Annotated in this window: 17 protein-coding genes, 1 pseudogene and 1 riboswitch; of the genes and pseudogenes, 4 read left to right on the top strand and 14 right to left on the bottom strand. The window is 37.9% G+C overall.

Annotated features, from left to right (window positions below; translation table 11 throughout):
- Nucleotides 1–116 precede the first annotated feature (116 nt).
- From IW492_RS06245 to IW492_RS06195, 11 genes are all read right to left on the bottom strand, one after another.
- Nucleotides 117–1,361: a hypothetical protein gene (locus IW492_RS06245; RefSeq protein WP_202066725.1), complete on the bottom strand. Its 1,245-nt coding sequence runs from the start codon at nt 1,359–1,361 to the stop codon at nt 117–119.
- A gap of 18 nt (nt 1,362–1,379) precedes the next feature.
- Nucleotides 1,380–2,528 (bottom strand): hypothetical protein, encoded by a 1,149-nt coding sequence (locus tag IW492_RS06240; RefSeq protein ID WP_202066724.1) that lies wholly within the window; start codon nt 2,526–2,528, stop codon nt 1,380–1,382.
- 208 nt (nt 2,529–2,736) lie between these two features.
- Nucleotides 2,737–4,080: a metallophosphoesterase gene (locus IW492_RS06235; protein ID WP_202066723.1), complete on the bottom strand. Its 1,344-nt coding sequence runs from the start codon at nt 4,078–4,080 to the stop codon at nt 2,737–2,739.
- A gap of 286 nt (nt 4,081–4,366) precedes the next feature.
- Nucleotides 4,367–6,076, bottom strand: a complete 1,710-nt coding sequence (locus IW492_RS06230; protein WP_202066722.1) for a glucosaminidase domain-containing protein — start codon at nt 6,074–6,076, stop codon at nt 4,367–4,369.
- 586 nt (nt 6,077–6,662) lie between these two features.
- On the bottom strand, nt 6,663–7,496 hold the full coding sequence (locus tag IW492_RS06225; protein ID WP_202066721.1) for a MetQ/NlpA family ABC transporter substrate-binding protein: 834 nt from the start codon (nt 7,494–7,496) through the stop codon (nt 6,663–6,665).
- Nucleotides 7,497–7,507: 11 nt separating this feature from the next.
- Nucleotides 7,508–8,182, bottom strand: coding sequence for a methionine ABC transporter permease (locus tag IW492_RS06220; RefSeq protein ID WP_202066720.1), 675 nt, complete (start codon nt 8,180–8,182; stop codon nt 7,508–7,510).
- On the bottom strand, nt 8,175–8,909 hold the full coding sequence (locus IW492_RS06215) for a methionine ABC transporter ATP-binding protein (RefSeq protein WP_202066719.1): 735 nt from the start codon (nt 8,907–8,909) through the stop codon (nt 8,175–8,177). Before IW492_RS06215 ends, IW492_RS06220 begins: the two co-directional genes overlap by 8 nt.
- Nucleotides 8,910–8,915: 6 nt before the next feature.
- Nucleotides 8,916–9,932 (bottom strand): lipoate--protein ligase, encoded by a 1,017-nt coding sequence (locus IW492_RS06210; protein WP_202066718.1) that lies wholly within the window; start codon nt 9,930–9,932, stop codon nt 8,916–8,918.
- Nucleotides 9,933–10,218: 286 nt separating this feature from the next.
- Nucleotides 10,219–10,548, bottom strand: coding sequence for a hypothetical protein (locus tag IW492_RS06205; protein WP_202066717.1), 330 nt, complete (start codon nt 10,546–10,548; stop codon nt 10,219–10,221).
- A gap of 538 nt (nt 10,549–11,086) precedes the next feature.
- On the bottom strand, nt 11,087–11,626 hold the full coding sequence (locus tag IW492_RS06200; protein ID WP_202066716.1) for an HdeD family acid-resistance protein: 540 nt from the start codon (nt 11,624–11,626) through the stop codon (nt 11,087–11,089).
- A gap of 774 nt (nt 11,627–12,400) precedes the next feature.
- Complete coding sequence (locus tag IW492_RS06195; protein ID WP_202066715.1) at nt 12,401–12,970, bottom strand: LysM peptidoglycan-binding domain-containing protein; 570 nt, start codon at nt 12,968–12,970, stop codon at nt 12,401–12,403.
- A 790-nt stretch (nt 12,971–13,760) separates the two neighbouring features.
- Between IW492_RS06195 and IW492_RS06190 the strand changes: the two genes are divergently transcribed.
- Together IW492_RS06190 and IW492_RS18630 are read left to right on the top strand one after the other, a co-directional pair.
- Nucleotides 13,761–13,973, top strand: a complete 213-nt coding sequence (locus IW492_RS06190; protein WP_202066714.1) for a hypothetical protein — start codon at nt 13,761–13,763, stop codon at nt 13,971–13,973.
- A 156-nt stretch (nt 13,974–14,129) separates the two neighbouring features.
- Nucleotides 14,130–14,303, top strand: coding sequence for a transposase (locus IW492_RS18630; RefSeq protein ID WP_420705971.1), 174 nt, complete (start codon nt 14,130–14,132; stop codon nt 14,301–14,303).
- A 218-nt stretch (nt 14,304–14,521) separates the two neighbouring features.
- Here the strand turns inward: IW492_RS18630 and queG are convergent, their stop codons facing one another.
- Nucleotides 14,522–15,706, bottom strand: a complete 1,185-nt coding sequence (gene queG, locus IW492_RS06180) for a tRNA epoxyqueuosine(34) reductase QueG (RefSeq protein WP_202066712.1) — start codon at nt 15,704–15,706, stop codon at nt 14,522–14,524.
- A 161-nt stretch (nt 15,707–15,867) separates the two neighbouring features.
- Nucleotides 15,868–16,476, bottom strand: a complete 609-nt coding sequence (locus IW492_RS06175) for a YczE/YyaS/YitT family protein (RefSeq protein ID WP_202066711.1) — start codon at nt 16,474–16,476, stop codon at nt 15,868–15,870.
- Nucleotides 16,477–16,747: 271 nt separating this feature from the next.
- Nucleotides 16,748–16,920: riboswitch (Lysine riboswitch) on the top strand.
- 141 nt (nt 16,921–17,061) lie between these two features.
- On the opposite strand from IW492_RS06175, the gene IW492_RS06170 reads away from it, so the two are divergent.
- On the top strand, nt 17,062–18,621 hold the full coding sequence (locus tag IW492_RS06170; protein WP_236671822.1) for an ABC transporter permease subunit: 1,560 nt from the start codon (nt 17,062–17,064) through the stop codon (nt 18,619–18,621).
- An 11-nt stretch (nt 18,622–18,632) separates the two neighbouring features.
- Complete coding sequence (locus IW492_RS06165) at nt 18,633–19,370, top strand: amino acid ABC transporter ATP-binding protein (protein ID WP_202066709.1); 738 nt, start codon at nt 18,633–18,635, stop codon at nt 19,368–19,370.
- A gap of 99 nt (nt 19,371–19,469) precedes the next feature.
- On the opposite strand, the pseudogene IW492_RS18030 reads toward IW492_RS06165, so the two are convergent.
- Nucleotides 19,470–19,630, bottom strand: a pseudogene (locus IW492_RS18030) (ISL3 family transposase); the annotation flags it as partial.

Below are 19,630 nucleotides of genomic sequence, written 5' to 3'. Positions count from 1 at the left end.
CATCATTTAGTTCATTGAAAACAGGAATAGGAAATGGGTATTTTTATAATAAAAAAGCCCTGAAAAAGGAATTGTGCCAGAATTCATCTGTACATCCCCTTTTTCAAGAGCTTTACTTATTTATTATCATTGTCCTGATTAAGAATTATCTGTTCCAGCAGACGATTCTCTGTTTGAATAACATCAAAGAAGCCGCTGATTTTTTCAAGCTGTTCATAATCAATCTGATACAGCTTCACACTTGGCTTTATGAACAGGAAGCCGCGATTGATTCGTACGCGATTGTTAATCAGATGACACTGCTCCATCATTGACTGAAGATCCATCTCAGAAACACTGTTCTTGATCCGTTCAACTCGTTCGCGCTCATAAGTAAGTTCGTCTTTTGTAACAATCATTTTCTCTGTAATTGTCACTAACTCCTTATTCAACTTCCATGACTGTTCAATAAACTTAGCTTTCTTATATAAATCATCATAATGAATCAGGTCAATTTTAACTGGTTTGTACCAGTCTTCTTCATCCACAGTTATTTTTCTGTGCTTCTTAAAACGTTTTAACCCGCTGACAAGCAGACTATTTTCTATAGCGAGCAGCTCGTGTTCCAATTTTTCTTTTGCTACCCGCACACGTTCCTTTGACGCTTTTTCCCGCTTCAGACTTTCTTTCAGATAAACAATTTCACTCTCTTCTGTCCGAGCTAAGGAGTTTTCTGAAGACTTCCTGACTGCAGGAAGGTCAACAGAATTTTTACGACTTTTACGACTTTTTCTGCTGGCAGCAACCGGCTCATACTCGTAATCATCCTCTTCTGGTGTTTCATCAATAGTTACATTAACTGGAAATGACAGCTCTTCAGCCGATCCTGAATCATCTTCTTCATTCAAAATCTCATCTAAATGCTTCTCCAGCATTTCACTGATGGATTCATTTAAGTTACCCTTCATTTGCTGAAGGCTTTCTATGATATTGAAATAGATCGGTGTATCGTAACTTTCATCACGAATGGCAATGGGAATGAACTCACAGGCGTACGTGCTGAATTCTGCTTCAATTTCTTCCGACATTTTCGTCCACAGAAACTGAGGAAACAGCTCCTTCAATTCATCCAACAATGCTTCTTCATCTAACTGAACCTGAAAAAATTGGATTTCTAGATAGTCACGGTTCTTCTGTGAATTCTGTAACTGTTTAACTACCTTTTGTTCCTCCATTGGAGAGAAACTACTTCCAGTTACTCGGCTATAGATGCCTTCACATGAAACCAGCAACTCATCCGCAGAACTGTTTTCATAAATTGTTGTTCCTAAATAATCAGGAATTGCTTTTTGGTGAAAAAAAACATCAAATGCCTCACTCACTGAATCTTCCTCCCTTCTCTATAAATCCATTTGGTCATCTTTAACTAAATTGATAATCTGACTGAACGCCAATTCTGACTCTTCTTTTACATTTTTGATTCGATTGTAATAATTTGTATATTCCCGCTCCGCTTTTTCCAATCGTTTTAGAATAACAGCTTTCCGCTGAACTTCCTCATTAATCAGCTGAGCGCGATGGTTTGCCTGATTAACAATTTCTTTCGCCTGACGTTTTGCTTCCAGAAGAACTTCACCAATATCTTCTTTAGATAACTGTGTCTCAGTAGTAAGCTCTTGCTGTGCCAAACGGCGTTTTGCAGAATCAAGCTCCTGACGCAGTCTTGATAATTCTTCATAAGTAGAAGTATCTGTTGTCGTCGGATCATTTGACATAATAACAATTCTATCCTCAGACAATTTATCAATTTCCTGCTGTTTGGAAAGTAACTCCTGCTCATATTGACGAACTTTTTGAGAAAAACGTTCTGCTTTCTTGCGATTCAAGTCAAGTTCATCCAGCTGACGTGTATTTTCTCTGGATAATTCATCATATTTTCTCTGCAGCTGCTGCAGTTCAACAATCCGGATTTCATAATCCTTCGGTACAGCCTGAACTGTAGCCAATTCATTTTCAAGGGAAACATTTTCATCTCTTAGTTCAGCCGCTTCTGTTTCTGCTTTTGTAAGAGCTCGTTGACTTTTTCGTAATTCAGCTTTTAATTCCTGAATCTCATCCTGCAGCTCTTCTAATTCATCATCATCGACAACAACTGGTGCCGGCCGCTTTTTCTTTTTAGGAGCAGCCGGTTCAGACTGTTCTTTCTTTTTAAATGAGAAGCGTTTCGGAGCTTCATCATAATCATCTTCATCTTCATCTTCATCGTCGTCATAATCATCATCATCATCGTCATCGTCGTCATAATCATCATCATCGTCATCGTCGTCATAATCATCATCGTCGTCATCATCGTCGTCATAATCATCATCGTCGTCATCGTCGTCATCGTCATAATCATCATCGTTGTCGTCATCGTCATAATCATCATCGTAATCATCGTCGTCATAATCATCATCATCGTAATCATCGTCGTCATACTCGTCTTCATCATAGTACTCATCATAGTCTTTTTTGGATTTATTTTTTCCTTTTTTTAAAAAAGAGAACATGGATTCACAGCCTTCCTAATTTATGTTAACTATTATTTATATTTATATTTATGTGTCTATTTTATCCTATCCCCCTTTTTACTTCAATCGTACGAATTATCATTTTTTATGGTCTATATAAATTATAGCGATCAATCAGCAGTAGATTACATCTGCTTATAATATTTTTCTTTATTGAACTGTCAAAACAGACTTGTAGTCAATATAGTTATGGTTTTATAAATTCTTTTTCAAAAAACAAATCATTCTCATTGGTGTCCTGAATAATGGAATCTAGATATTCCTTTAAGAATGAGGATTCTTCATAGATAATCTTATAAGCTTCAGATTTTCTAATTTCTTCAGCTTCTTTATCAGAGATATCATCTTCACCGGTAAAGAACCGCACATTTAGTCTACTAACAAGTTCCAGCGCTTCATCTTCATAAAAACTATTTTCCAATAATGTACTGTATCCCATTCTGCGACTGTCCTTAATAAACAGTTCTTTTAAATAAGTACTGTGTCCCAGTATATTTTCGTCAGTAAGAGACTGTTTTTTGGCCCATTGATCAACATCCGTTTTTTTTCTTGAATAAGTCAGCTTATCTTTTTCCAATTCAATGATTCCAACTGGATTAGGTGTGATGGCAAATGAGCCGGTTACAATCTCTGTAATTCCCGTTGCTTCATTTGTCAAAATATCCTGTGCATGTATGTGACCGGAAAACACGACTGAAACCTTAAATTCCTGAAGCAGCTTACCAATCTCCTCAGCATTATTCAATACGTATCCCTTACTCACTACAGCATTATGCTCAAAAAGATTGTGATGCATAAAAACCAGTGTCTTCTTACCTTTATCAAAACTAATTTTTAATTGTTCCGACATCCACTTCTGTGTCTTCGAATCAATTTTACCAGCAGTCATCGGAGCACGATTTGAAGAGTCATTTGTATAAATATTTGTATCTAAAAACATGAAGTCATACTCATCATTTATCTGAACCAGATAACTTAAAGAAGAGTCATCCCGAACAGCGGCCTGAGCATAGCCAGACTCAGCAAACAGCTCCTGAAAATCAGTTGGAGAAATTTGATCGATCTTTTCTTGTTCTTTTCCTAAAAAACTTCGTGCCCATCCATCATAAATATCATGATTGCCTGGGATGACAAATGTCTCTATACCTGAGTCCTTCAAGGAAGACAGTATTTCTGCAAATTTTTGAGCACTGACATATTCTCCATTCAGCGTAATGTCTCCTGTAACTATCAATCCATCCGGCTTTCGAGCTGCAGCATCTGTTATAAGTGCCTGAAGACTTTCTTTCTGATAATTTAAATCTTTTCCCGCAGTTGTCATTTGAATACGCTGAAAAGCTTCACCTGAATCATACAATTCCTCATCAATATAATGAGTATCTGTAATGACCCAAAAATCCAGATTATCTTTTTGAAAAAGCACTTTGTCTACAGGTTCTGCTTTCCCTGGATTGTTAAAAGCAAATATAACAAAGCTTAGAAATACCGTACCAAAAATACTTATAAAAATCACTGGTGTTTTCTTTTTCATTTCTATTCTCTCACCCAAACCATTATATTTTAAATATAAATAGTTCAAAAATGGCTGGGAAGAATCCCAGCCACATAAGCTATCATATATAATTGAATAACCAAAACTGGAATATGGCACATTCACCCTGCTGACCGACAAGCAGCACAACACAGGCAAAATACTTATTCACCATTCCTTTTGACGAGTAATTGTGGGTCCATATCATGAAATTACAGTTGAATGATATGATTCAATCTGTAACCTCATAACGGATCTGTCCCAGCTTCCACTTGACAACATTCAATTAGATAGACGTCGCATAGGGCGGAGTCAATACCAACTCCTGGCCTTCAGTTAAGAAATACTGATCTAAGCTATTCCACTCTTTCAGTGAAATAACTGAAATTCCTGTCTTTTTAGAAATTTTCGCTAATGTATCGCCTGATCTCACTTCATAGACACTGCTGCTTTTCTTTTTGGAAGCAGTCATTTTATAAGATTTAGCATTCGCCTGTTCTCCCTGCATCGAATTGATAACACGTTGAACACTTCGAATAGAACGATCAACAATTTTTTCCTGCTTCACTACTGTTTTTTCTTCTTTTACTTCAGTAGTAGGAATGACTAATTTCTGACCTACAAAAATCATTCGACGTTCAAATTGATTTCTTTCCAAAATAGCAGAGACAGGGATATTGTATAACTCGCTGATAGATTTCAGAGAGTCACCTTTTTTCACAACGTGATAAAGAATATCCAGCTTCTCTTCCATTTCTTTATCTTCTTTTTTTAGATCAGTCTTGCTGTCTTTCTGTGTTACTTTATTATTTAGACTTGCAAGCGTTTCAGTCTCAGTATTCAGTTTATCGAACTCTGTCAGATCATAAGCTTCAATCAGACTGTTCAGTTTAGATGCGTAGCTGGTATCTGTAGCATAACGCCCTGTAAGGAATTTTGTAGCATCTTTATATTCCTTTGTATTGCTTTTCCAGGTACCGCTGTAAAAACCGCTATTGCTGTTCACTCCGCCGTTTAATAATTTCATGTAATCTGTTAATGACTCTTTATATGACGGATATTTTCTAAAGCTGGCGCGAATACTGATCATATTGCCGCCGCCCGTGTCCTCTTGGGTCAGAAAATTAACACTTTCACCTTCGTAGCTTCCCTTAATCCCAAAAAGATTATAGTTAGGTGCAGAAGCCAGCGCACTGTTTCCAGAGCCGCTCTCCAAAATTGCCTGAGCAATCATTACTGAAGCATAGAGATTGTTCTTGCCTGCTATCTCCCGGGCATCTTCACTGATTTCATCAATAAATGCCTGTGTCGTCAGATTTCTTGGAATATAGTAAACACTGGTTGAAATCCCAGAATCTGTTCCTGTTGTCGTTTGATTGTATACAGGAATCGACTGTGCCGGTCCAATAGTTGATGGGTTGTTTGTTGATGTGCTTGGTCGATTATTATTTGTAGAAACACTCGGTTTGCTCGGCTTATTAGGCTTGCTTGTACTTGTTGATGTATCGGGTTTACTTGAACTTGTTGTTGTTTCCGAACTTTCGTTTGTTGAAGAAGATGACGTACTTTCTTCTGTTGTTGAATCAGTTGTACTTGACTCGGTTGTACTGCTTGTTTCTTCAGATTCAGACTCAGAGGCTTCAGTAGAACTGCTTTCTGTCGTGCTGCTTTCCTCTGTCGAACTTTCTTCTACAATGCTCTCTTCACTGCTTTCTTCCGTTTCAATCGGCACGTCTACAATACTTTCAGTAGTAGAAGATTCCGGCATTTCCGGTGCAGCCTCAGAAGTTGAGCTTTCTTCAAAATTTTCATATTCAGTGGATACTTCTGTTGTAAATAAAATTTCATCCTGTTGTTCCGTACTTTCAAGGACTGAATCTTCTGTTTTATTTTGTGCAGAAATAATCGTACTATTTGTGAATGTGGAAGTTGCAGAAGCAGTCAAAAGTCCGGCACTGGCAAGACACATTCTTTTTAGACTTTTTTTCCTTTTCATTTCTTTTTCTTCCTTTCAACATATTAACACTCTTTATTACTTTCTATTTATGTAATGATTTTTACTAATAAACAATTGTATACCATGGACACTCTAACATATTATACCAGAAAAAAAAGTCCTTTTCTTCTCAAAAATTTAATAGATTGCTAAAATTTTGAAGACAAACAGAGAAATAATGATTCTTTTCTAATCCCACTCTCATTTTACAGCTAGAAATATCTTTTCTCAACTATTTAATTTTTATTCCAGAATCATTTCACCACTTATTTCCCAAATGAAATATTTCTGCTTATAATACTAAAAATGGAGCTTATATTTCCTTTTTCTCATGATACATCTTTATGAAATCACATCTACAATAGAATACGATTCTTTTTTAAATAATAATCCCACCAGAAAAAGAAAGCTTTCAACTTAATTTATCACTTTGTGCAGCTCTTTAGAAATATTTCTTCCTATTTATATAAAGATATTTCCCACATTTTACAGCTCTAGCCTGATTTGAGTCTTTTTAACCAAAACAGGGAACCTATTTTCCATGAATGAAAAATAAATTCCCTGTTTTATTACTGTCAGCTCACTCTTAAAAAGCAGGTGTTAATGTTTCACTGTGCTCATTTTCCAAAAAGCTTTTGACTTCATCACTGGTCATCGCAGCTTTCAGTGCTTTAATTTCATCTGAATTCTGATTATCTTCTCGTGCTACCAAACTGATTGCAAAACGGTCATCGATAGTCTTTTCCAGGATAAGTGCATCTTTTGGTGTTAAACCAACTTTAGCAATATAGGTCGGATAGTTGTAGACCAGTGCGACATCCTGTTCATTATAAGCTTCTGCCAAGTTAAGCAAATCTATCGACAGCCATTCAAAATTCTTAGGATTTTCTCTTATATCTTTAATCGTTCCTTCAAATCCAACGCCTTCTTCCAATTGAATCAACCCCTGCTCGTCTAAAATCGCCAAAGCTCGACCTTCATTGGAAATATCACTCGGTAAAGCTATTTTCGCTCCATCTGGAATTTCCTCTACAGATGTATAGTTTTTAGAATAGAAGCCCACTTTGGCATTATAAATTTTCTGAACCAGCACCAAGTCTGCGTTTTTTTCCTGATTGAATTTCTCCATGAAAGGTTCATGCTGAGCAAAATTGGCATCGATTTCCTTGTCATTCAGCAGCTCATTATATTGAATATTATCGTTGACTTGAACCAGTTCGATTTTATAACCGTCTTTTTCAATGACTTCACCGGCTATTTTTACAACATCCGTCATCGGCGGCATATGAGAAGCTACTTTAATAATATTGGTTTCTTTTTCTACATTTCCCTCTAATTGATCCTCTGCCTGATTCCTGCACCCGGCTGCAAGCATAAGAAGACCTCCAAGACATAGACTGATACTTAAGACTTTTTTCATTTGTATTCCCCCTAATGTTTTTTATCCAGTCTTTTGGCAAGATAATTTCCGCCAATCTGTATCAGACTGACACTGACTATCATCAAAATAATGGCTGTATACATTAATGCATATTCATATCTTTGATATCCATACCGTAAAGCAAAGTCTCCAATTCCTCCGCCACCGACTACCCCCATCACAGTTGAATATGAGACCATACTTATTATTACTGATGTTAACGACAGCACGATGCCAGACCTCGCTTCCACATATAAAAAATGAAAAATCAACTGCCTTCTCCCTGCACCAAGAATTTCTGCCAATTCAAGCACTTCTTCCGGCACTTCAAACAATGTCTGTTCAACCAGACGCGCAGAAAGCGCAGCCGCAACAAAGCTAAGAGGAACTGCTGCAGCTTTTGTTCCAAAAGCTGTTCCTGCAACAAGACGCGTAAATGGGATCAATGCTATAACAAGCAAAAGAAAAGGAAACGAACGGACAATATCAATGACTCTATTCAAACTGATCGACAGTATTTTTGAACGAGCTGCTTTTCTTCTACTAATCAGGTATAAAGCCGTTCCCAGAGGAACACCCAAAAAAACTGCCGAAAGTATAGCGTAAAACATCATTATGCCGCTTTCTCTCAAAGCTTTCAGCAGTTCCGGTAAATAATAGGAGAGTGTCGTTAAATATTCATTCATTTAGAGTCTCCTTTATTCGATCATAGTAAGAAGAAAAAGTCTGTGCCTTTTCAGGCTGGGATATGGTTACTGTTTCCAGCAGCTGCCCCTTTTCCATGACTGCTGCTCGGCTGCATAGCGTACGTATCAACTCCAGTTCATGGCTGACGATGACAATCGTTGTACCGAACTCTTCATTTACTTTTTGCAGCAGTTTTGATATTTCATAAGCATGCTGACCGTCCAAAGCAGAAGTCGGCTCATCACATAAAAGAAGAGTTGGCTCGCTTACCAAAGCGCGGGCAACAGCTGCCCGCTGCTTTTCCCCGCCGCTCAGCTGTTTTGGAAAACGATTTCTTTTTTCTTCCATTTTTACAAAGCGAAGTGCTGCGTTAACTTTTTCAGGGTTTTCAATTCCTGACAATTTTAACGGCAAAGCTACATTTTCAGCGATTGTTTTATTGTACAGCAAATTGAAATGCTGAAATATCATTCCTGTCTTTCGGCGATCCTCCCGCTGTTCTGCTTTCGTTCTTTTAGAGATATCTTTTCCATCAATTGTAATCATGCCGTTATCAGGCTTTTCCAATGTGTTCAAAAGTTTAAGCAGTGTTGATTTCCCGGAGCCGCTCTCTCCGATTATGCCGAATATTTCTTTTGGCTGGATAAACAAATCAACATTTTTCACTGCTGTTATTTTTTCATTTTTCTGTTCATAGTGCTTACTTACTTTTTCAAATACAATCATCCGGTGTCACCTGCTTGTCAATAATTGGACAAAATTCTGAAGAGTTATATTTGTAAAATAGTCTTCAAAAGAGATCTCTTTCAGCCTCTCTTCAATCGCAGCTTTGGTATATAAGCTCCCAATCAGCAGCTCCTCAATTTCTTTGGTATCCCGCTGATTAAAATAGTCTCCATAAATTCTCAAGTGCGTCAGCACCTCTTTTTCAACTGAAAATTTAAGTTCAAGCATACCTCCAGGAAATTTTTCCTCTTTTTCTATGGTATATTTTGGTGCTTCACCATATATCCATTGCTCGTTCCCATAGATATCCTGAACCAAATTTTGTATCTTATCTTTATCCTTTTGAGTAAGTCGGTAACTCCATTGTTCCAGATCAGCGATCCGTTCCACTTCAAACAGCTGAAGAAGAAGCTGATCACGAAATTCTTCAGTTGTCAGATTCTGATACGCTTTGTATAAATAGGGTTTTATATTGGTTACGTGACTTCTCACCGATTTCGTTCCCTTTGCTTCAATTTTTTTCTGAGAAACATCAAGTACTGAGACCATCTCTTCCATATCCACGTCAAACATCAATGTTCCATGCATAAACATCTTCTGTCCTTTTTTATACATTGCATTACCTGAAAATTTTTTTCCATCTATAAATAGATCATTTCTGCCATTCATTTCTGCTCCTACTGCTCCCATGCGATGGAGGGCTTTCAGAATGGGTTTAGTGAATGTTTTGAAATCTCCAAACTCATGGTCTTTTGCATCCATTATAAAACTAAAGCTTACATTTCCCAGATCATCATATACCGCACCGCCGCCCGACTGCCTTCTTGTTATGATAATATTCTTTTTCTCTGCATAACTCATATCAATTTCTGACAGTGCATTCTGATTACGTCCAATAATGACAGACGGTGTTTGGATATAAAACAGCACCAGAGAATCCTTTAAATTGAAATGATTTAACAGATAGTGTTCTGCTGCAAGATTTTCACGTATATCTCTGGATTCAAGTCGAATATGATACACCTTCAGATCAACTCCACATCTGTATTCATAAATATTTTCAAAGATAACATCACAATTATACCATCATAAATGAACATACGCACTTATTTATCCTCAGGTAAATAATATTCCTTATTTATATAACAGATAACAAATGTAATACAGCTTATTATTTTGTATCAAAAAACGAAGTTATGACAGAACTTAGCTTGTATTGGGCTGCCAATTCTGCTAATGCTCTGACCAAATTATAAATTACAATAAAGGATATTCTATAAACGATGCTCAATGATAAGAACAAGCAGCTTCAAAAGCAACTGAGGAATTGCCAGTCCTGCTTGGATAGAAACATACAGTACCTCTCCATGCGACGAGTAAACGCAGGAGCACGTACACGAACGTAACTGCGACGAGTAACCGCAGGAGCATAGCTCTCCGTGCGACGAGTAAACGCAGGAGCATAGCTCTCCGTGCGACGAGTAACCACAGGAGCATAGCTCTCCGTGCGACGAGTAACCACAGGAGCATAGCTCTCCGTGCGACGAGTAACCACAGGAGCATAGCTCTCCGTGCGACGAGTAAACGCAGGAGCATAGCTCTCCATGCGACAAGTAACCGCAGGAGCATAAGTGTTCATCTCGGAGAATCAAGTAGGTATCATGGAGCGTCTACTCTGACAGGTCAATCGCAGTGATTTGTGACAATGTTTATCAAATTTTTTAGTGAAATGATATAAGTGCGATAGTCAAATGAATTAGCGATCATTCATTCCAAAAAGAGAAATAATTAATCGCAGAGGCAATAAGAAGGCGTTTACGGAAATGACAAGAAAGCTTGTAGGATACCTTTCAGTAACTAGATGGTTATGTATCAAAAATTGGAACAAAATCCTTCTATTCTTAATGGCTTTGCCATTTAGAAATTGTTGAGCTCGAAACGAAGTCCTTCAATTCTTAGCGGCTCTGCCGTTTAGAAAGTGATGAGATCGAAACGAAGTGTAGTGTAGGAAAACTGTAGATACACATTCTAAATTGCATGTATCAAGGATCGAAAGGGAAAGGCTTTACTCCTATACTTCTTACGAATGCTCGAATCATACAAAGACTGGAACACCGTTTATTTAGTTTTTAGGGGATATGACATATTTTCGTCACATCCCCATTGTTAAATAATAGCTAGTTGTCGATTTTGCGCAATTGAAACAATGTCAGACATTCAGAGATTCCCATAACAATAAGAATTCCACCAAACAATTGAAACAACAGCAAAATACTCTTAAATGGATTAAATATCAAAAGAATACCACCGATTAATAAAAATAAGCCATACAGGAGAAAAAGTACCCAATTAACATCTGTATATTTTCTTAGATTAAATGATTGAATCAAACGTGTACTTCCAAGCATAACAAGAAGCAGCCCCAGAAAAATCGGAAAAATACTCACAATTACTTTGGAAAATACTAAAACGATCCCCGCTAAGACTAAAAAGATAATACCAAGAACAAAACTGCTGTCATAAACATCTGCAGACCGTTTGACTTTAATCCCTTCTATCAAATCAACCAGCCCCATAAATGCCAAATATCCTGAAATTAAATAAACAGCAATTTTAAATACTGCAGACGGATTCACCACAATTGCCAACCCTGCTAATGCATAAACGATTCCTCGCAATAAAGCGTGTCTTCTTAAATGATAAATTAGTGTATCCACATTCTGCACCTCCTGTTTTTTATTCATTGTATAAATTTTTTTGCTTAAACACTACTATTTAGAATCGAAATCTATCATTTCTATTTATTTTCTCATTAACAGCTGTTCAACGTCAAAAACAGCAGCTCCTTTGCTCCGCTTCATTACTTCCTTTAGATTCCACGTCACCATGGATATCCTTGTCCTCAACCAGACATTTTCCACTACTCAAACACGCTGGGGACTTGAACCCTTAAAACCGAATAAACGCTGTTCCCGAAGCAGCTCCGCTACGCATACCCTTCTGCTAAAGTACTGATATAAGCAGCAGCGGCAAAGTAGAACTAGCACTTGTCAGTCTAAACTGTGCCGAGTTGCCAACACTTTTCCAAATAAACACGTTTGTATCGAGAATCGAACAAGGTCCTTCAATTCTAAATGTCAGAGCCATTAAGAATTGAAGGTCTTCGTTCCGATCCTCGAAGCATGTCTGGGGGGCATGTAGGAACTTGCTTCTACGCTTCTTCGAATGCTCGAATCATACAAAGACTGGAACACCGTTTATTCGGTTTTAGGGATCTCAGACATACTTATGCCACAGTCCCTAAATAAGTAGGATGACCTAGTTTGTTACTCAAGGTCAACTTGCAAAAAAAATCGACCTACAAGCCGCCTCTGTCCTCTTTCGTATGACAGGGAATAGCCTGTAGGTCAATTCTTTTTTATTTTCATTCTGTTTGGTGAGGGAATGAGTGTTTGTCACGCCCTCTTGCTTTCATTGTACCCAGCGAATTATTAATACCAGCCGTTAGCCAACCAGAAAGCTTGTGCTGCTTCCCAAGAGCCATAGCGTTGTGCAACATACTGATCTGCTACACGTTCCTGGTTTTCTGCAGAGTAGTCTCCGTTCAGATAAGAAGAATCTAATTGGTATCTTCCAATATATCTTCCGTTAGTTGCAGTATAAGAACCGTTTGATTCTTTTTGTGCAATCCATTCTTTTGCTGATGATGAAGTTCCTGTATATGCTGATGCAGCTGCAGACTCAGTTGCTGCCGGCTGTGCTGCTGGTTGAGTTTCTACTTGTACTGCTGTTGCAGGTGCTGCAGCTATTTCCGTCCCTTCACCTGTTTTGATTACCAGCTCCTGACCTACATAGATCATGTGAATGTTATCAATGTTGTTGTCTTCAGCAATTTTATTGATGAAATTAGCATCCCCGCCAAATTGTTGGGAAATCTTTGAAAGTGAATCCCCTGATTGAACTGTATATAAAGTGTCTGCATGTACGTCTGTTGTTCCTACAAAAATTCCAAAGCCTGCTGCTAAGATTGTTCCTAAAAGAATTGTTTTAATAGATCGCATTATCTATTCTCCTTCGCAAAAATGATTTTTGCCTCTCAATGAGACGTTTCATACTTTATCATCTCATCGTATTTCATAGGTGAAAATATCGTGACAATTCATTACGAGTATTTATTTTTCGTAACACTCTGTAAAAGAAGCATTAAGCATTCCCTTTATATAAGGGTTTTAGCAATCTAACAGCCTCTTAAAAAAACTACCATTTTTTATAAAGAACATGTAAAATTTGTGTTCACTTATCTTTTTCTAATCTTTTTCCAATAATAAATGAAGTTTTTTTTCAAAAAAAATGTAGTATATATCAAAAATGTAATATAAAAAAGCAAGTTTTATGTTATTTTCATCATTTTTTCAAAGAATTTATCTGTTTTTCCTTTTAAAAATGAAGCATCAACTGTCTTTTTCAGATAGATTTCCCAGTAATTTCGGCAAGTTCATAGGCTCCTCATATGTAAGTGCAAAAGTTATCTTTCCATTAATCAAATTGATAGAAAATATAAATCTGGTTTACTTTCTCCTGACAATTTTTCCTGACAACAGTTAAATATTTATCGGTTTGTCGTTAATCATTTTTGGACACACTCTCACAAGTCAATCTACCTTATAAAATTTGGCAGAACCTTCTATTTATGTATTCTTTGAACAACTGCTATTTAGTTACATGTTGTTTAAGTCCACTATAATAGTAGGAAACTATTCTTGATTAGAAAATCGATGAAAGAAATGAGGAATCTTCCTGACTATTGAACTAAAGAAAATCACCAAAAATAACTGGCAGGCGATTGCTTCATTGAGTGTTTCAGAAAGACAGAGCCAATATCTTCCTTCAAATATCTATTCTCTGGCCGAATCAAAATTTGAAGATGCAATGAGCATACTGGCGATTTACAAAGAAGAAATACCGATTGGGTTTCTTGCTTACCAGTTGGATGATGTCGGAGATTTGAATCTATTGAGATTTATGATCAGCCATGTTCAACAAAGCAAGGGTTACGGAAAATAAGCACTGCAGCTTCTTCTAACCCATCTGAGTGAAGCATTTGATAATGATAAATTGTGGCTAAGTCTTCATCCGGAGAATATTACCGCCAAGAATTTTTATAACCAGGTAGGGTTCACAGTCTCTGTAATTGGAGCAGAAACAGAGAACAAAATTTTTATGCGCTGTACTCTTCAAACAAAAAACAGTTCTATAATAGCAGAAGTAATTGTCGACCGCTTTCACATTGTTGAGTACTTGAATTCAGCCTCTAACAACTTCCGAATCCAAGAAATGAAAGAACTAAAGACAGATGGGCATGAAGCACTCCTGTACCTCTATCAAGACGTTTAAAACATTTCTCTTATAAATTCAAATCCTACACTAAGTATGAAGACACGCATCTTTTTAACTGCAGGTCTAATTAAAATAAATTAACAATAAAGAAGATAATAAATGCGAGACATGCTCTCCATCCATTATCTTCATAAAATTATTTATCTTATTTTAATATACACAAAGACAAAAACAATCTAACTTTCATCTGCAATCTTTTATTTTTTATCTTTTAGCTATTTTTTCCTCCGAGTCACCTGCTGACTACCAAAAGCATATTTCCTTAAAAATTCAATGGCCTTCCCTGCTTCTGCCAAAACTTCTTTGTCATCTTCATTTTCTTCAATCTCCCATAAAATATCAAGCCATTTCTGCGGTTCTCTAGTTCCAAGTTTACCGATTGCCCACACTGCGGTACCACGAATCACTGGACGTACATCCCCCGCACACTTCAAAATTTCAGGTAACGCTTCTCTGCCGCCTAAATTAGCCAAAGCAATCAATGCATTTCTCTGTAACGGCTTTTTGCCCCGCCATGAACCGGCAAGATGTCCAAACTGTTCCTTAAATTCTCTGTTGGAAAGTGACAGCAGCGGCTGAAGCTTCGGATATACTTCGTCTGGCTGAGGTTCCATTTCCTCATGAAAATGAAAATCCTTCCCTCTATTATAAGGACAGACCATCTGACAAATATCACAGCCGTAAATAATATTATGCATCTTTTTTCGATACTCTTCCGGCATCATTCCTTTTGTCTGTGTTTGGTAGGACAGACAACGCTTGGCATTCATTCTGCCATCTCCCAAAAGTGCTTCTGTCGGACAGGCTTTAATACACCTTGTACAGTCTCCGCAGCCAAAAGGAACTGGCTGATCTGGTTCAAATGAAATATTCGTTATTATTTCCCCCAGATAAACAAAAGAACCAAATTCTTTTGTGATGAGCAACCCATTTCTACCGATAAATCCCAAACCGGCTCGTTGTGCAACTGCAACATCAATCAATTCTCCTGTATCCACCTGCGGCTTAAATTGCCATTCCTCCTGCTCCTCTACGCTGTCGGCCTGCTTTCGAATAAACACAATCAGCTGATTCAGCTTTTCACGCAATATATCGTGGTAATCAATTCCCCATGAGGCTCTGGCAAACTGTCCTCTCTTTTCATCTCTTGGAACTTTTCCACTAATTTTTGTCGGATAAGCCAGTGCAATTGCTATAATTGTTTGAGGATTTTGAAATGTTTTTTCAGGATAAATTCGTTCCTCTATTACCGGATGTTCAAAACCAGAAGTGTAACCTCGTTCTTTTTGCTCCTTTAGTGAATCTTCCAAATGAGAAAATGGTTCTGCAGAGGCAAAACCAATCTTATCGATTCCCAGACGCTTACTCTCCAAAATGATTTTTTCTTTTAAGCCCCTCATCTGTCTCCTCCTTCACGATTCACTACCCAAATAAAAGTGCGGCTTAAATTACTTTCCAGAACTGTCGAAAATAGTTACGCAATTGGCTATCAGCTTGTTCTCCATGATCGACCGTTCCATTACTCTCACAGCTGTCTTTTCAAAATAAAAAGCTACAAAAATCATTCGCTGCGGTTCTCTTCAATTTTCATGCTTTTTCTTAGCATCCACTCTACAATAGGTCCTGTTGCCAGCAAACAAATAAAGGTCGCCACATGAAAATCCTTGCTTCCCAGCAGAATACCCACAATCACCAGACTGGCATCCAGAGTTATTCTAACAACACGCAGACTAAATTTACTGTATGCTTCCAGAATAAAAGAAAGACACTCGATGGCTGCCGATCCCATTTGAGCTGAAACATAGAAGCCAATACCCACGCCATAAAGTACAGCTACTGCTACTGCCCAGATTAATGAAAAAGAAAGCTCCCAATCACCAAAAATTGAAAAAAAGAAATTAAGAATGATCCCTATACCAAAACCATTGATAATAGTCCCAGGACCAATCAATTCCCTTTTAATGAAAAAGGCTGCAATAATAACCAGACAGTTGAACAGCATACTAAGATAGCCAAACTCCAACGGAATATGATTTTGCACTCCAGTAAGAAAAACACTTAGGGTATCTGTTCCATATCCGCTCTTCAACAATATAAAAATAGCAAATGCTGTTAACGTTGTTCCAAAAAACACAGAAAAAATACGATAAACCGGATTTAATTTTGTCATTTTCTTTCACATTTTCTTTCTTATAGTATAGTCAAATATTTTATATTTTAGAAACCTTACAAAAAAACCTTGTAACTTGTTATTTATACTTCAAAAAACAGAATTAGTCAATGTACTCTCATTTTACCACAGGTTAGAAGAACGAAGCCAAATTCCTTCACTATAAAACAGACCACATTTTCTTCCCTCAACCTACTTCCAATCTATTGACTTTTTTCTTTAGATAACGTAGACTGGTTACTACTTGAAAGACAACTAAATAAGTACCTCAGACTGAGGTAGAGGTCGCGATTTTTATTAATCTTGTGGAGTGAGAGGACACTTTGAAGCAAGCCTAGGAACAATCGCCGAAATATATAGCAGCCTCCCTGTTATATATTGGGACATCATGCAAATAGCTGATGGACTGTCTTGGCAGTAATGCCAAGTTGCGCTATGTTTCTGTTGAGGAATTTTTGATTTCAACAACCAGCATGCGCATGGTTGTTTTTTGTTATGTAGAAAGAGAGGATAAATAAAATGATTAAGAACAAACAATTTTTTTCCTTCAGCTTATTGTTCACTTTATTACTAGGGATTGTCTGGATGCCGCTGAGTGTCACTGCTGAAGGAACTTCAAGCATCGCAAACGGTGAATTTAGGGTCGGCATGGAAGCAGGATATGCACCATTCAACTGGACTCAGACAACTGATGCAAACGGGGCTGTCGCAATTCCGGGGGATCATTCTTATGCTGGCGGTTACGATGTACAAATCGCAAAAAAAGTTGCAGAAGGCTTGAATAAACGTCTCGTGATTGTAAAAACAAAATGGGACGGCTTAGCTCCCGCTTTACAGTCCGGTAAAATAGATGCTGTTATTGCAGGCATGTCGCCAACGCCGGAACGAAAAAAAGAAATTGATTTTTCAGACCCTTATTATGAATCAAATCTGGTGATTGTTACCCGCAAAGACAGTAAATACGCAGACGCAAAAAGTATTAAAGATTTCAGCGGCGCAAAAATTACCGCTCAGCTAAATACCTTCCACTACACAGTGATTGATCAAATTCCCGGTGTCCAGAAACAACAGGCACAGGCAGATTTCGGTGCCATGCGTACAGCTTTAGCTTCCGGAGTCATTGACGGTTATGTCAGTGAACGTCCTGAAGGTGTTACTGCTGCAAGTGTTAATCCTGACATCAAAATGGTTGAATTTAGCGAAGAGAACGGCTTCCAAACAGATCCTGCAGATACAACGATTGCTATTGGACTGCGTAAAGAAGATCCAAATCTTGATAAAATAAACGAAATTTTAGCAGGCATCTCTCAAGAAGAACGAACGAAAATCATGGATCAGGCAATCATTGATCAACCGGCAGCTGAAAATATCGGAGATGAGAACCAATCAAAACCTGGTTTGCTGACTGATTTTAAAAATATTCTAAATCAATATGGTGTGCTGTTCCTTCGTGGTACAGGAACGACTTTACTTCTGGCACTTATCGGTACAGTTGTCGGTACTCTAATCGGTTTATTGATTGGTGTCATTCGGACAGTTCCAGAGTCAGAGAATAAAGGGAAATATGCTCTCCAAAAAGTCAGTAACTGGTTATTGTCTGCCTATATAGAAATCTTCCGCAGTACACCAATGATGGTACAGGCGATGGTTATTTATTATGGAATTGCTTTGGCATTCAGTATTGATTTAAATCGTACGGCAGCCGCTTTATTCATTGTCTCCATTAACACCGGAGCTTATATGTCGGAAATTGTTCGCGGTGGAATCTTCTCTGTCGATAAAGGACAGTTTGAAGCTGCACAGGCGATTGGGATGACGCACAGTCAGACGATGACTAAAATTGTACTGCCTCAGGTTATCAGGAATATCATGCCGGCAACAGGGAATGAGTTTGTTATTAATATTAAGGATACTTCTGTATTGAGTGTTATTTCAGTATCCGATTTGTTCTTCCAGGGAAATTCGGCTGCCGGAGCAAATTATCAGTTTTTCCAAACATTCTCTATCATCTGTGTAATATACTTCATACTGACATTTACAATAACCCGCATTTTACGCTGGGTAGAAAAACGAATCGATGGACCTGCTGCATATATTCCAGTTGAAGAAGCAGAGCAAGCTGTTATTACCGGTGAAGATAAATAAGGAGACCGCTCATGAATACAATTATTAAAATTGAACATCTAAAAAAGAATTTCGGTGAAAACGAAGTGTTAAAAGATATCAACATGACTGTAGAAAAAGGAGAGGTCGTAACCATCATCGGCTCATCCGGTTCTGGAAAATCGACAATGCTGCGCTGCGTCAATCTTTTGGAGAAACCAACAGCAGGAAAAATTATCTATCAGGGAGAAAATGTTTTAGTACCTGGTTATGATCTGCCTAAATACAGAACTCATTTGGGCATGGTATTTCAGCAATTTAATTTATTTAATAACTTAAACGTTTTAGATAACTGTACGGCCGGACAACTCTCTGTCTTGAAACGCTCAAAAAGCGAAGCTGAGCAAATAGCAAAAGAAAACTTGGAAAAAGTCGGTATGGCTCGTTTTATCAAAGCAAAGCCGGCACAACTTTCCGGAGGACAAAAGCAGCGTGTCGCAATTGCTCGTGCACTGTCCATGAATCCCGATGTTTTATTATTTGATGAACCAACCTCTGCACTTGACCCTGAAATGGTAGGAGAAGTGTTAAAGACAATAAAAAGCCTGGCTCATACCGGGCTGACAATGATGATCGTCACTCACGAAATGGAGTTTGCCCGTGATGTTTCTGATCGCGTCATTTTCATGGATAAAGGGGTCATAGCAGAGGAAGGGACCGCAGAAGAATTTTTTGCCCATCCAAAAGAGGAGCGGACAAAAGAATTTCTTCAGCGGATATTATCAAAATGATAATATATTTATAGAAAGCAGCGGCTCTGGGATGAACCGCTGCTTTTTGGGGCTCATTGTCAACTAGTGTTGGTGAAAGAAATACAAGAGAATAAAGCCAAGCAGGCGATCGACAAGCTCTGATTCTGTCAGATAGTCTCTGAATGAAGGATGCCATCTTGACTTCGTATAATCGAGAGACCATGCATTTTTTTGAAGAAGTCTCCAATACCGCTTCAGCTGTTTATATTGGAACTGATCCGGGCGAAACTGTTTCATAC

The sequence above is a fragment of the Enterococcus sp. BWB1-3 genome (assembly GCF_016745275.1).
Lineage (GTDB): Bacteria > Bacillota > Bacilli > Lactobacillales > Enterococcaceae > Enterococcus_L.
Note: the sequence above shows the minus strand (reverse complement) of the source record. Positions and strands in the feature narration are given on the sequence as shown.

Bases quoted from the DNA above. Each gene is read 5' to 3' on its own strand.
- IW492_RS06175 (WP_202066711.1), bottom strand. From the start codon at position 16,476: ATGACAAAATTAAATCCGGTTTATCGTATTTTTTCTGTGTTTTTTGGA.
- IW492_RS06195 (WP_202066715.1), bottom strand. From the start codon at position 12,970: ATGCGATCTATTAAAACAATTCTTTTAGGAACAATCTTAGCAGCAGGC.
- IW492_RS06165 (WP_202066709.1), top strand. From the start codon at position 18,633: ATGAATACAATTATTAAAATTGAACATCTAAAAAAGAATTTCGGTGAA.
- IW492_RS06230 (WP_202066722.1), bottom strand. From the start codon at position 6,076: ATGAAAAGGAAAAAAAGTCTAAAAAGAATGTGTCTTGCCAGTGCCGGA.
- IW492_RS06235 (WP_202066723.1), bottom strand. From the start codon at position 4,080: ATGAAAAAGAAAACACCAGTGATTTTTATAAGTATTTTTGGTACGGTA.
- queG (WP_202066712.1), bottom strand. From the start codon at position 15,706: ATGAGGGGCTTAAAAGAAAAAATCATTTTGGAGAGTAAGCGTCTGGGA.
- IW492_RS06240 (WP_202066724.1), bottom strand. From the start codon at position 2,528: ATGTTCTCTTTTTTAAAAAAAGGAAAAAATAAATCCAAAAAAGACTAT.
- IW492_RS06215 (WP_202066719.1), bottom strand. From the start codon at position 8,909: ATGATTGTATTTGAAAAAGTAAGTAAGCACTATGAACAGAAAAATGAA.
- IW492_RS06220 (WP_202066720.1), bottom strand. From the start codon at position 8,182: ATGAATGAATATTTAACGACACTCTCCTATTATTTACCGGAACTGCTG.
- IW492_RS06170 (WP_236671822.1), top strand. From the start codon at position 17,062: ATGCCGCTGAGTGTCACTGCTGAAGGAACTTCAAGCATCGCAAACGGT.
- IW492_RS18630 (WP_420705971.1), top strand. From the start codon at position 14,130: ATGCGCTGTACTCTTCAAACAAAAAACAGTTCTATAATAGCAGAAGTA.
- IW492_RS06205 (WP_202066717.1), bottom strand. From the start codon at position 10,548: ATGAACACTTATGCTCCTGCGGTTACTTGTCGCATGGAGAGCTATGCT.
- IW492_RS06225 (WP_202066721.1), bottom strand. From the start codon at position 7,496: ATGAAAAAAGTCTTAAGTATCAGTCTATGTCTTGGAGGTCTTCTTATG.